Origin of the sequence: Aureispira anguillae, assembly GCF_026000115.1 — a bacterium.
Taxonomy (GTDB): domain Bacteria; phylum Bacteroidota; class Bacteroidia; order Chitinophagales; family Saprospiraceae; genus Aureispira; species Aureispira anguillae.
Genome location: NZ_AP026867.1, coordinates 5,006,422 through 5,019,967, shown reverse-complemented (window position 1 = coordinate 5,019,967; position 13,546 = coordinate 5,006,422). Strand labels below are relative to the sequence as shown.

At 35.5% G+C, this 13,546-nt stretch carries 13 protein-coding genes; 3 read left to right on the top strand and 10 right to left on the bottom strand.

The features are described 5' to 3' along the window. Nucleotides 1–15 precede the first annotated feature (15 nt). The gene (locus tag AsAng_RS19630) at nt 16–1,377 is read left to right on the top strand and encodes a WG repeat-containing protein (RefSeq protein WP_264788797.1); all 1,362 of its coding nucleotides are present in this window, start codon (nt 16–18) and stop codon (nt 1,375–1,377) included. Between the two features lie 41 nt (nt 1,378–1,418). Here AsAng_RS19630 and AsAng_RS19625 read toward each other — a convergent pair whose 3' ends face one another. The 6 genes from AsAng_RS19625 to AsAng_RS19600 form a co-directional block, all read right to left on the bottom strand. Continuing rightward, nucleotides 1,419–1,988, bottom strand: coding sequence for a hypothetical protein (locus AsAng_RS19625; protein ID WP_264788796.1), 570 nt, complete (start codon nt 1,986–1,988; stop codon nt 1,419–1,421). 79 nt (nt 1,989–2,067) lie between these two features. Further along, the gene (locus AsAng_RS19620) at nt 2,068–2,436 is read right to left on the bottom strand and encodes a DUF3127 domain-containing protein (protein ID WP_264788795.1); all 369 of its coding nucleotides are present in this window, start codon (nt 2,434–2,436) and stop codon (nt 2,068–2,070) included. 254 nt (nt 2,437–2,690) lie between these two features. Further along, entirely contained in the window at nt 2,691–3,227 is a 537-nt protein-coding gene (locus tag AsAng_RS19615) for a ferritin (protein ID WP_264788794.1), read from the bottom strand. Nucleotides 3,228–3,640: 413 nt separating this feature from the next. Then, a complete protein-coding gene (locus tag AsAng_RS19610; protein ID WP_264788793.1) occupies nt 3,641–6,664 on the bottom strand; it encodes a hypothetical protein in 3,024 nt (1,007 codons plus the stop codon). A gap of 240 nt (nt 6,665–6,904) precedes the next feature. Further along, on the bottom strand, nt 6,905–7,729 hold the full coding sequence (locus AsAng_RS19605) for an ion transporter (protein ID WP_264788792.1): 825 nt from the start codon (nt 7,727–7,729) through the stop codon (nt 6,905–6,907). 121 nt (nt 7,730–7,850) lie between these two features. Further along, a complete protein-coding gene (locus tag AsAng_RS19600; RefSeq protein WP_264788791.1) occupies nt 7,851–8,723 on the bottom strand; it encodes a YicC/YloC family endoribonuclease in 873 nt (290 codons plus the stop codon). Between the two features lie 618 nt (nt 8,724–9,341). Here AsAng_RS19600 and AsAng_RS19595 point away from each other — a divergent pair. Both AsAng_RS19595 and AsAng_RS19590 read left to right on the top strand, forming a co-directional pair. Next, on the top strand, nt 9,342–9,950 hold the full coding sequence (locus AsAng_RS19595; protein WP_264788790.1) for a C40 family peptidase: 609 nt from the start codon (nt 9,342–9,344) through the stop codon (nt 9,948–9,950). A gap of 113 nt (nt 9,951–10,063) precedes the next feature. After that, entirely contained in the window at nt 10,064–10,444 is a 381-nt protein-coding gene (locus AsAng_RS19590; RefSeq protein WP_264788789.1) for a hypothetical protein, read from the top strand. 107 nt (nt 10,445–10,551) lie between these two features. Here AsAng_RS19590 and rpmH read toward each other — a convergent pair whose 3' ends face one another. From rpmH to AsAng_RS19570, 4 genes are all read right to left on the bottom strand, one after another. After that, complete coding sequence (gene rpmH, locus AsAng_RS19585; RefSeq protein ID WP_264788788.1) at nt 10,552–10,710, bottom strand: 50S ribosomal protein L34; 159 nt, start codon at nt 10,708–10,710, stop codon at nt 10,552–10,554. Between the two features lie 84 nt (nt 10,711–10,794). Further along, on the bottom strand, nt 10,795–11,217 hold the full coding sequence (locus AsAng_RS19580; RefSeq protein ID WP_264788787.1) for an LNS2 domain-containing protein: 423 nt from the start codon (nt 11,215–11,217) through the stop codon (nt 10,795–10,797). Nucleotides 11,218–11,370: 153 nt separating this feature from the next. Then, complete coding sequence (locus AsAng_RS19575) at nt 11,371–12,057, bottom strand: DUF4230 domain-containing protein (protein ID WP_264788786.1); 687 nt, start codon at nt 12,055–12,057, stop codon at nt 11,371–11,373. Between the two features lie 29 nt (nt 12,058–12,086). Next, nucleotides 12,087–13,487: a hypothetical protein gene (locus AsAng_RS19570; protein ID WP_264788785.1), complete on the bottom strand. Its 1,401-nt coding sequence runs from the start codon at nt 13,485–13,487 to the stop codon at nt 12,087–12,089. Nucleotides 13,488–13,546 lie beyond the last annotated feature (59 nt).

Genomic DNA, 13,546 nt, shown 5'->3' with positions numbered 1-13,546 from the left:
CCTAAAATAAAAAATATGTTGCCTATCATTAGATTGAATGTCTTTTTGAATAAAAATAGTCGCATTTATCATCGCCTAATAATTTTGCATTTGTTTTGCCTTTCTTCGCTAGGAGTATTGGGACAAAATGAATCCCCCTTAACAATAGCCTTGAATAAAGATTGTCGTTTTGGTGTTGTTAATAAGGACTCCGAGGAAATTTTGCCCTTTAACTATACTAAAATTGAGACCATTCCTATTGGAAATGATTACTTAATTACCGCCAAGGATAAGACAAAATTTAGCTATTATTTATACCAAAATCAAAAACTTATTCCGTTAAATTACCCTGAGGTTGAAAAGTTAAATGATCGAACGTTGAAAGTTGGAGACATAGGAGAATATGGAGCAATTAATACTGCTGGTAAGGGGATTTTGTTGATGAATTATTACCACATAGAACCAGCAGGTACTACCGCTATGATTACCCAAAATGCCAATGGTTATGGAGTCGTAGATTTAGACGGACAGCCTATTCTTACCAATCAATATGAGCAGCTTAATTATTGGACAATGGGAGGCTTTTGGGCTTATAAAAATGGGCTTTACCAGTTGTTTGGGGCTGAAGGTCAAACTATAAATGATGCAATATATGATGCGATAAAAATTCCAAAAGCTGACTTTTCGGTTTGTGGTGTGAGGAAAGAAGGTAAATGGGCGGTTATAACAGCAAATAATGAGGTGGTGGTAGCCTTTGATTATCAGGGGGTACAAATTTTGAATGCAGGGATCATTGCCGTTCAGGATGCTGCTGCTAAGTGGCAATTGATGGATCTGAAGGGAACAAAAATTACAGATCAATTATTTGATGCTGTTAAACCATTAGCCGATAATCGCCATTTGTTGGTTAGGCTTGGTGCTAAAAAGGGAATTATAAATCAAGAAGGAAAATTAATTTTGCCGTTGAATACGGTTGATATAGAGTATCTTGGAAACAATTGGGTTGCTATAAAAAGAGAAAAAGAAGTAAGAATTTTTGATTTAGAACAACAGCAATTTTTAAATGATAGTTTTGACGCTGTTCATGGAGCCAAGAGGGGACAAGATTGGGAGGGAGTATTGGTACAACAGGCTAGACAATGGAAATGGTTGGCATTCAAAATGGCTACCTTATCTACTCATTCCTATGTAAATGTTAGCCCAATGCCTTCTGGAGAGATTTTAGTAGAGGGAAAAGATCGAGAACTAGGCGTTTTAAATTCAAAGGGGACGCTAATACTTCCAATGGTTTATCAAGCTATTAGCCCCGAAAATGGCTTTTTTAAAGTCAAAAAAGAAGGAACAGATTGGTTCTTTGTCAACAAGCAAAATACAATCATAAATTGCCCTCTTTTTTGACATTATTCTCGTTGATTGAGTAATCGTATATCGGCAACTCTTTATTGAATTGCTTTTCCATCATAAGGAATCGAGAATGTTTTTTCGACCTCATCGCTATCAATTGCCGTAAATTCTAAGGCAGTATCTCCGATTTCCATTTTATGAAATTCCATTTTATCAAAGCTTGCGGTGGTAATGATATGTTCATCAATTAGATATTCTCCATTTTTTATAATGGTCAAACACCATTGTTTAGAGCCGCCTCTAGCGTGATCTAACACGGTTTGATAAAGATATAATTCTTGATCTTTGAATGGAAGATAAGATACTTTATAGAGCGTATCTATGCGGTTACCTTGCCCTGCTTCGGCTTTATTATAAGCTGCTTGTTTGATACTGATGAATTCTAAAAATGTTTTCTCTTGATAGGCTGAAACTTTGCCCGCATAAGTAGAGGCATTTAGTTTAGCGTAGGTAGCTTTGGGAGGTGTCTTTTGGGCAGGAGTAGTAGTTGCTGTTGGACGGTTATCTATTGGCTCGTTAGCGATAGGAGAGGAAGTATTATTGTTGTTGGTACAAGCAGAAGTAAGCAACAATAAAAGAACCAGCAAAGGAAGATGAAATGACATAAGCTATGATTTTATAAAAGGAAAAAACTAAAAAAGCCCCGAAGGGCTTATATTAGGAACATTTTTATTTAAATGTAGATTAAAAAGGTAAATCATCAGCAAAAGAATCAGCTGGTGGTTCTGCATCAGCCGAAGGAAAAGGAGCATCAGAACTAACTGGAGCAGCTGCCTCTTTTTCTAAACGCCAAGCATTTAGCGATACAAAATAAACATCTTCACCTTGCTTATTTGTCCATTTACGACCACGTACATTAAAGTGAACATTGATTTCTTCACCTATTTTATGGCTATCAATATCATCACACTTGGCTTGAGTTAGTTCAAATTTTACCATTTGTGGATATTGTTCATCTGTTTCAATGACGAATTCACGTTTAGCAAAAGTATCTGTTACTTGCTGCTTGTCCATGATCGCAATGATCTTACCTTTTAGTTTTAATTCTGACATGATTAATACGAGTTGTTAAATTATTGAGTATTTGTAGTTTCTAAGCAGATTTTATGGTAGAATACGGTTAGGTATACGTACCTCAGACACAAAATGTGTCAAAAAAGCCCACAAATTAATAAAAAAATAAGAAAAAGTAGAATTTTAAAACCAAAAACCTAAAACAAATCGTTTGACTATAGGCTTGTAGAACAAAATAGTATGGATGTAATTTTGTTCTACAAGCCAGTTGTTTTTAGTTGGTTCTTCTTAGCCTAAATAAGCCCTTCTTCGCCAGCCGCAGCCTCTTCTTGTCCACGTTGTTGGTTGATTTTATCAACTTCTTGGTCGATAAAATACAAGCTTTGCCCTCCTGTACCAATTAGTTTGATTTTGTCAAGAATGGTACGGATTTGCGCTTCTTCTTCACGTTGTTCTGCTACATACCACTGCAAAAAGAGGGTTGTAGAGTGGTCGTTCTCTTCATCACTAATTGACAACAATTTATAGATAGCGCTAGTAACTGCTTTTTCTTGTGCATAGACCGCCTTAAATAATTCTTGAACAGAATCATACTCGCCTTTGGGCTGGTCTTGTGCAGAAATGATGGCATGACCATCCATCTCATTGATATAATGAATAATTTTCATCATGTGCATTCTCTCCTCAGCAGATTGATCGTAAAAGAAAGTAGCACAGCCATTTAGTCCTTCTCGCTCGCACCAAGATGCCATCGCAAGATAAGATGCAGAAGCATTTCCTTCTAGTGCAATTTGCTTATTTAATGCTTCGAGTGTTTTTTCGCTTAACATAGTTATTTTAATACAGGTGTTATAAAAAATAATCTTGCACTACATTATTCCACGAGTGCTGCGCAGTTGATTATTGAATGCGCTAACAAAACTAGGCTATCAGTTTTTTAGTACCTTAAATTATTGAGGTTTATGTCACTGATAATTAATGTAATGTGACTTTTTAACAAAGTAATGATAAAATAAATTAACGTCTATTGGATGAATATCAGGCATCCTAGATGTTAATTTAAAAAAAATCGCCTAATACTATTGTATTTAACACTAAATATTAATTAGATCTTTTACCTATACATAAAAAATGCAAAAGATGATAACGCAACAAAAACCTATAAAGTAACCTTATGGTTCAATGAAAGTTGCTAAATAGTTTATAGTGAGTTTGGTACGTATTGTGAATTTTATACGCTGGTCTAATGGTTGTGCATTAATAAATCCATTACTCGTTGTGCTTTTTCATCCAATTCAGGTTGACGAGGATGATGGGCAATTCGTTCTTGCAACCAATCAAAGTATACCTCTTCAAAAGAGTGCATGGCTTCACTATCGAGCCAAAGAAAATCAATGTGAACATAAACAGGCGCATTGAGTACAATGATATTGCGTAGTAAATCTCTAAAATCAGAATTTTGGAACCTACTAGGCCAAGTCGGTAAAACAACACTAAGCGTTAAGGAATAAAAATCTTTTTCAGAATGCGTTGTATTCCCTTTGCGTTGTTTGGTGGTAAATTTGATGTTATCATAGATCGGAACATCACTTTTCTTAAAACTTCGGATATAATCAATAATATCTAAAATCTTATCTTGAGCATCCGTTTTACTCTTAAAAACAACAGGGTGTTTCGCTATGAATACATCGTAGTTATCTGCCAACGCAATGACATAATTGTTTTGATCATCTTGACGAAGGCTATAGTTTTCGGGATAGATTCCTACACTAATAAGCTCATCGCTATAAGCACGTTGTTGTTCAATGTCTCCAAACTCATAACTCTCTAAAATAATAACGTCTTGGTCATCTGTTAAGACAAACCCATGTTGGTCTTGCGCTTGGGGGCGGAGTAAGATATGCTCTACAACATGCATACCCTCAGAATACTTATTGAGTTTATGCAGATATTTAATGAGTTTTTCAATCTCCTTACGAGCAGCTAATCGAGTAGAAACTTCTCGAATTTTGAATACTCCTAGTTTGCGCTTGCCTTTATAATAAATGCTAAAGGATTGTTTATCTTTGGTTGGAAGAACAATATAATTGTGACTTAAGATACCATGTGCCATTAAATTTTTAATCAACTCGTTGCGAGAATCCGCACGGAAGACAAAGCGTTTGGTATAGTCTATAGTATCTTCACTATCTTCTTTTTGATCCTTATCTACAGGATCTTGGTTGGCATCTTTCTCCTCTTCAGAATCCTGTGTCTCTTCGTCTTCTTTTAGCGAAGTGCGCAAACGATCCAATTCATCTTTTAGGTCGTCATCAAGTTCTTCCTCATCAATGCCAAACGTATTGTGAATCTCATACAGGGAGTCCAATCGGATAAAGCCCTCTTTGGTATCTTTTGGTACAAAATCTAAGACTGTTTCCAAGGCATCAAAAGCATCGTTATCATCGTCTTTGCCATTAAAAGCATCTAAGACAGACTTATTGCCAGAAGATTTTATATTTAATAAAAGACTTGCTCGTTTTTCTAGTCCCGAAACATTCCAATCGTCAAGTGTTTCGCCCAAATAATCAAAGCCTTTGCCTCTGTTCTTACTGATATTAATATAATTCTGAAGAAACTCAATCTTGGCATTGATTAATTCAATTTCTGGATTGGATTCATCATCATCATGTCCAACCCCAACATAATTGGATACCTTAAGTAAAAAGTCAGTACTAAATTGCTCCCCAAAACGCCCCAACAAATGATCTAAGAACCGATTGCGTCTATCTACATAAGGATCAAACTTTTTGGTTACTTGCGCTACTTTTTCATTGAACAATTCCAAAGCCTTTGCTCTAGCCTCTGCTAGCGAAAAGTCCTTGTTTTGACTGCTGACATGTTCTACTGTAGGATTAGAGATTAAATCATAAATACCAGGTATGGTATCAGGGGTATTACTATAATAGGTTTTGTTGATGTCTTTGTCAATGGAAAACAGCTTTCGAACATTGGCCAACTGGGATAAATAATTGCTTAGTGTTTGTTCAAAAAACAATAAATAACCTCGTAATTGCTTGACCATCGCAATTCGCTCCCTAGTGGCTTGAGCATAATCAGGCAAGCCTAACTCATTTACACCATATGTTACAGGAAGGGAGTTTTGTAAAGAGTCATAACGCTCTACTTCCTTTAAGCTAATTGTTGAAGGAAAATCTTTTTCGTGATAGAGCATCTTCATTTGATACCCCTTTTTGTATCGGGCATACAAAGAATATAATAACTGATTAGCAGTGTTTAAATCTAGTTCATAGTTTAATGCCCCTCTAAAAAACTGCAAAGGATAATCTGCATTATCAGCAAAACGCTCATCAATGGTATCCATGTCCAGAACTGGGTAGGTGTTTTGGCGGATAGGAATGATGTCACTATCTACAGGAATGCCATTTTTGTCTACTCGAAAATAGGTAATTCTACGAACTCCTTCAACCCCTTGTACAATTTCTATTAGTTTAGAAACATAGACTTCTTGTGTCATGCTTCTTAAGTCTGATTTCAAAATCAGACCATGAACAGGAGGAGGTCCATCAAAAGCTTCATCGACACTGTAGCCTTTTTCCAATAAGTCCTCTAAGGTATGGAATTGGATAGAAGGGTTGAGATGTTCTTCTAAATGAAAAAGAATTTCTGCCAAAACTTCTTCTGCAATGGCTTCAGAATGAATGTCAATGTCTGCAAATATTTCGATTTTATCAACCTCCAACACTTGGATCGACTCAATGTCTTCACATAAGTTTCTGTGCTGGTTAAACAAGGCAAAAACCTCTTTTTTAATCCGTCTTATGCCATCTTCTGTACGTGCCGTTTCATCAATTTGTAACAAAATTCGATAGAGTCCTCGAATTCCTTGCATGTTGTCCCGAACGGGATCTACCCAAGCATTTTTGACGTATTGAATTCTATCAATAATCAAAATTCTATAATCGTCTTGTGTGACGGGATTACTAGGGAGAATTTCTACGGCATCATAAAATGCGTTATTAATTTCTTCCCGTTTTTTGCGGGATTGAGAATTGAGTAAGTTCTGGATAGGGGTGGTTGCACGTTTATTGATTTTTGACATGGTATCACAGAGTTGTTCCATGATGGTTATACCAGGGTCGTGTGCATTATAATCTGTCCAAACATCGCCAGAAAGTTGTTGCATAAATTCCAGCCAAACTTCTTTTAACTGTTCTCTTTCTAATGTTTTTGCAATTTGCGTATTGAGATTGAATTGATCTTGCATAGGTGTTTTTGTCCAAAAGGTGTCTCAATGATAAGGTGATGACCTTTAAAGTTAGTCTTTTTTTTTATCATTTTGAAATGGATTAGAAAAGTAGTAAATAATTATGAATTTAAATTATGAATGGCAAATTGTTTTTCATTTAAATTAATTTACAATGTATAGGACAAAATAATCTTTGCTTTTGCAAGTGGGGATAAAAACAAAGCCTAGTATTATTTTTTTTGTGAAGGAATCAACTGATTATAGATTTTCACCACAGTATTTACAAAATAGAGCATCAGCATCATGTCCCTCACTTAAACACTCCTTGCAAACCTGAGTAGAAGGGGTGTGGTTGCTATTAGAATCTGTATTAACGAGTTCGGCAGAAACAATACCAGTAGGCACGGCCAATACACCATACCCCATAATCATAACAATTGCTGCGAGAAGCTGCCCCACAGATGTAGTGGGAGCAATATCGCCATAACCTACAGTTGTAAGAGTAACAATTGCCCAATAAATACTACGGGGAATGCTTGTAAAACCAGAGTCTTGCCCACCTTCTACAAAATACATGACAGAACCAATCACAACAACCATCATTAGAATAAAGGTCAAGAAGACTGTAATTTTGGCTTGACTTGCTCGCAGGGCTGCCATTAGGCTATTGCTTTCGTCCAAAAACTTGGCTAGCTTAAAAATTCTAAACACACGAATGAGTCGCATCGCACGCACTGCTGCAAAATAACTGGTCATACCAAAGATCAGCTCCAAATAACTAGGAAGGATAGAGAGCAGGTCAATAATGCCAAAAAAACTGAACGCATATTTACTAGGGCGATAAACACAGCTTAATCGCAAAATGTATTCGATCGTAAAATAAACCGTAATGATCCATTCTGCGATCTCAAACCAAGATCCATATATTTGATTGATGTCAGCAACACTTTGTAGCATAACCAACACAATACTAATGATGATTAAAATTAGTAGGGTAACATCAAATAGTTTTCCGAGCTTGGTATCGGCTTCAAATATGATTTCATGCAAGCGATGGCGCCAAGGGGCAAAGTTTTTTTTCATTTCCTAATCGAATGTATTAAGTTGGTTGGACGAATTTAGAGAACCTCTGAGTGATTGATCATAGTTCTAGATCATAAGTTAACTTAATTTCAAAAGATGTTAGGTAGACTGAGCTTTGTTTTTACAAAATATTTGACAATTGCTCTTTGATTTTATCTGCTTCATTTTTCATTTGGATGACCAAACGTTGTATGACTGCTGAATTAGCTTTAGATCCTAGGGTATTAATTTCTCGACCAATTTCTTGTAGAATAAAATTGAGCTTTTTGCCTTTGGATGGCGTTTTCTTTTCGAGTTCATCTACAAAATAGGAGCAATGTTGCTGAAGGCGAACTTTCTCTTCGTTCAAATCAAATTTATCAAGATAATAAATCATCTCTTGCTCTAAGCGATTTTCATCCACTCTACCTTTTACCTGTAATTGTTCCAAACTAGAAAGAAGACGTGTCTTAATTTTTTCAATTCGCTCTTCTTCTGCTGGATCTACTTTGGTTAACAAGGTTTCTATTTGCCTAATATGGGACAGAATATCGTCAAAGGTTGCACTGCCTTCATCTGCTCTATAATGATTAAGAGCGGCTAATGCTTCTTCAATGACTTCTAGAATAACTTCCCAAGCATTTTCGTCAACAGCATCGTTGTTTTGAACGATTACACCAGGCAGGCGAGTAACGGTATAGAGCAAATCGCCATTGCTGATGTTGTGCTTATTGGCAATTTTCATTAGATCTTCGTAATAATTATCAAAGGCTTGTTTGTTGATGGCATGGTCATTTTCTAGGGTGTTTTCAACGGTTAACGTAAGGTCTACTTTACCCCGTATCAAGTTGCTATTGATTAACTTTCTTAGTTCAATTTCTTTGCTTTGATACTGACTAGATATTCTTGTACGCAAATCAAAACTTTTACTATTAATGCTCTTTATTTCAACAACTATGCGTTGAGAAGGTGTGGTTTTTTCAGCACGTCCAAAACCCGTCATGGAATACAACATAATACTTATAAATTATGAGTGGTGACTTATGAATGGTTCCAAAAACTATTCATAACAGAAAATGATCAACTATTAAACTTGTAGCATATACTACGATACCGCTTTAGAATTGTAACAACTCTTCTTTTTTAGCTCCAATTTATCGCTGTTTAAATTGCTTATTTAGAGTTGTTTTAGCGTGTGTAGCCTTTAATAAATCACTTACGAATAAAACATAGATCTAATACTGCCAACAATGTTTTTAGTGTGAAGTGAAATCTAAGGTACACTTTTTCTAATATTTATTGTTAGATAATAATCTAAAGTATTCTCCGCTCTAGCGTTTGAAAAGAGAATCATAGAATAAGTCTATTAAAAGGAAAAAATAATAAACTTCTTAATGAAGGAAGGGAGAAAATTTTTTTTTTCATTAAAAAGCAAGTACATTTAAAAACAATTAGGGCTAAAAAAACAGGCTTCTTTTGACAACCCCCAATGAATTTTGGTGCAATTGTTCTTTGTTATCATCTCCATAAATTAAAATGGATAGGATGGTATTGGACAAAGAAAATAGAGAGAAGTGTTGATTAGCTTTGAATGCGTATCAAAGGAAAATTTTCTAATTAAAAAATAAATACCATGCGATTAAGAGGTATACAATTTATTTATGATAATCAAGGAAAAAAAACAAGTGCTGTTGTAGACCTTAGACGTTACGGAAAAGAGTTTGCGGTCTTTTTAGAGGAGTTGTCAAAGAAACGTTCTAGTGGCAATAGGACAACAACCAACCCTGTAGTGGGAGATACCACGGCAGTTGTAGGAGGATCAGGCAATAATAGTGGTAGTGCCGTTAATGCGAGAAGACTAAAAATAGATGCCTTGCTCAAAACAGCTCGATCTTATTATGGTGTGCCTTATCGTACTGGCGGCGTTTCGCATAGTGGGATGGATTGCTCTGGTTTTACACAAACTAGTTTTAGAGCAATAGGGCTGCAACTTCCTAGAGTTTCTAGAGATCAGGCTATGATTGGGCAGGCTGTTGATAAATCAAATTTACAACCTGGAGATTTGGTGTTTTTTGCAACAGGAACCCCTGGTCGAATTAACCATGTAGGCATTGTAACCGATGTAAGTAACCCTGCTGCTATTCGATTTATTCATGCTTCTAGTAGTCGAGGAATTGTAGAAACATCTATGGGGATCAACTATTGGGTACGAGCTTATATTAAAGGGAAACGCATCGTTTAATTCAATCATCTACTAAGAATTACTCGTCTTGTACGCTTAATTTTTAGTCGTTAAGTATATAAAAAAAAGTGACTAGGAGTTTAATGAAAATGGTGGCTATAAGTATCATTATAATGATTAGTAGCTGTGGAACGGTGCAAAAAATCAATTACAAAAATCCCAAAAAAGTAACCCTTGCGTTTTATAAAGCCTTGGGGAAGCATGACTACGAACAAGCCAAACGAGTGGGGACTGTAGCCACTCAAGAAGTCCTTAGTTTGTTGCAGAATTTAGATGACCTATTGCCAGAAGAAGAACGTGCTATAGCTTTAGCAGGAATGGAGGAAAGACTGAAATTGCTCAAAAAAACAACTTGCGAGATAGAGGGGGAGTTGGCCAAATGCCAAGTTTGTTGCGACGAATTGGGCGTGTTGGAAACAGAAGTTTTGTTACTCAAAAAAGTAGACAAACAATGGCTAGTGCACATGACTAAAGAAACGCTAGAGGCTAACTAAATAGCTTTTTTAGTGTTAAGTATAACCTAAAAAATTCGTCTAACTTCTAGAAGTTAGACGAAATTTTTTTTTGTACCAAATACTTATTTTATAAAGTATTGATGCGATTATTTTAGACCACGCTTTTCGTCAGAAACAGTCAATTGCTTACGTCCTTTTTTGCGACGGTTAGCCAATGTCTTACGACCATTTTTGCTGCTCATGCGTTCACGAAATCCGTGTTTATTTTTACGCTTACGATTGGAAGGTTGAAATGTACGTTTCATTATTCTATTCTATTTTATATTATTGTCTAGTTTCAAAAGCGGGTACAAAGATAAAAATAAAAAATTGCAAAACAAATTTTGTTACTAATCTTTAAATACTTCGATTGTTTTTTCTTTAAGTATCAAGTCTGTGAACTTGCCTTTAAAACGGGTTGCTCTTACCATGTGGTTATCAATCCAGTGATAATTTCCACCTCTAGGCTTGCCCATTAATAAACTGTGATACTTGAAGCCATGTTTTTTGAGCCACATTTCTGTAACGTCACGGTGGGCTTCCGTTCTAGAAGTAAAAAAGCAAATACGATGCCCTTCATCGTACCATTTGTTTAAGGTTTCCAAAGCATCAGGGAATGGTTCACAAGTTCCCATACGTTCTGGTTCTTCATTTGGAACATCTTCTGTAATCGTACCATCAATATCGATAAGATAATTTTTTACATCTTCTGGTAAGATAGGGCTAATTAAATTTCCTTCTTCATCCACCAACTTTTTGAGTTGCTTGTCCATGATTGATTTTTTTTGATGTTTTGTGTGTTTTTTTATAGTGTATAAGGTTGAGCTACAAAAATACGGCGATAAAATTAAAAAACATACGCTTTCCCCTAAAAACTAAAATGATAGAACGAACAGTCAATCGTTTTTTGATAAAAAAACACCCAATTAATTGGGCAGTGTATCTTGGTTGGTATCATCAGGCAAGGCGATATGGATAGAATCAGGCAACTTTTTGACTGTTTGAGGGTTAGGGCTTGGCTCAACAATGTTGTTTTGTACTTCAAACCGCCAGCCAGCTTGTTCGACCAATAATTTGATGATTTCTAAGCTCTCTATGCCTTCTTCCTTGGCTTGTTCCATCAAAGGACCCTCCGAAGCAGTTTTTTCTAGTTTTTTCTTAGCAACGGCTCCAATACTAGTGAGTTCTTCTTCTGTAAAAGAATTGAACATGCCTTCTTGAATGTCATAATATTTTAGGTCGTGATCGATGGATAAAATTTCTGGATCAGGTAAATTTTTGACTCTTAGTATTTTATTTTCATTGTCTACCTCAAATTGAGCCTTTTTTAGGTCATAACCTACCGATACCCGTGCATTGACTTTGATGATGGCTTTTTTGCGTAAGATGGAAATATCTGACCAATAGGAATCATTGTATTGATGAATATTTGAAAATTCCCCCTCAACCGTAATTAATTTGGCAACCTTTTTTACCCGTTCCAATAAGATGTGTTGATTGATGTCTGGCATTGGGTCTTTTGTCGATGCTGGTTTCCCAAAATAATGAGCGTATAAAATGGCACCAACAATAGCACCAAAAAGGAAAAAGCCAAAAGAGTCAATTAGTTTCATGTAAGATAATGGTTTTGGTTAATTGCTGATTAAGATTCATTGAGTTGATCTAATAACCATTGTTTTTCAGTCAATGGTTCCATTGATTCTATCTCATAATATAACTTTTCTTTTGCTGATTGGTCAAAAGACGGTCGTAAAATTATCTTTTTTACCAAAGAAAGTATATTTAAATAATTGTGTTTGTGGTAACTCATAACTTCTTTGCGCTGCAAAAAAACTTTAAAGCTTTGTATGAGTGCCTCCAATGCATCCCAGCTTTTATTTTTATAATAAATTTTTAATAACATCATCTTTGCATCAATATTCATAAACAAATCATCGTATTCTACTTTCGTTAATAAGCTTAAGCAAGCATCGTATTTGTTTTTTTCAAAAAAATATTTTGCCAAGACATAGTTTTCATAGCTGAGTTGTATCCCTTTAGGTAGGTAGCTGGTGTATTGTTTTATAAACGTTTTTATCCAATCAAATGCTTTTAATTTTAATCCTAAAGCCACAATATTTTTATAAGCAAATTGGCTGAGCTGCCCATTGCTTACTAATAACTCTGTCCTCAATCCAACTTGGTACCATTGAAAGGCTTCTTTGATATAAGATAAGTTTCCTGAATGGGCTTGCTTAATCGCATAGTTAATTATAATTAGCAAAATTTCTTGGCGTTCGTTTCTCTGCAATAAAACTCCATGCTTTTCCCAACACTTCTTTAAGGACAAATAGTAACATTCTTCTTTTAAGTGCGTCAAAGCCATATAGGCAAAATAATAGAGTTGGATAACGGGAACACTATTTTCTTGCTGAGCTTGCTCCAAAACACTGGACAACATCGGAATTTCGTAGGCAACTTTATAAACATTACTATGAGAAGCTGCAATGTAAGCATATCGCAAGGTTGATAGAATAAAAAAATTAGATAGGTTGCTAAATAGGTTCGGCAAGTTGTTCTCTTGAATGCGATTATGGGTGCCTTCTAAGTTGAATTGGTGGACTTCCAATTCGTAAGCATGAAGATAGAAGGCACTGCCTCTATGTTTGTCTTGCAGGAGATCCTGTTTGCTTTTTTTGACAATTTTTTTTGCATTAGCAATTGAATTTCGCTTTGAATAAGCACTAATCTTATTTTTTTGTCGGTTTTTTTTGGATGAAACTGATTCTAAATATTCGATAAATTCTTCAAGTACTTTGTAGGCATAGGAAATAACATGATTGATTTTATACATGTCGTAGGTTTCCTTAGGGAAGATATAAGAAAAGGCTCGCTCTTTTTGTAAAGTTATCGCTGTTAAATTAGACCTAGAGTAAATAAAATCAAATAATTGAACAACAGATTTTCGTTGATTGTGAATAGGGGATAGAACCCATTGTTTGAGTAACCTATGTTCGGAGGCGCTTAAGGTTTGATATAATCTGATAAATTTACTATGGATCATTTTAAGGGAAAACTGAGGGTTAAAATTCGATAAATATAAGAAAATGTAGTTGGCGGCGC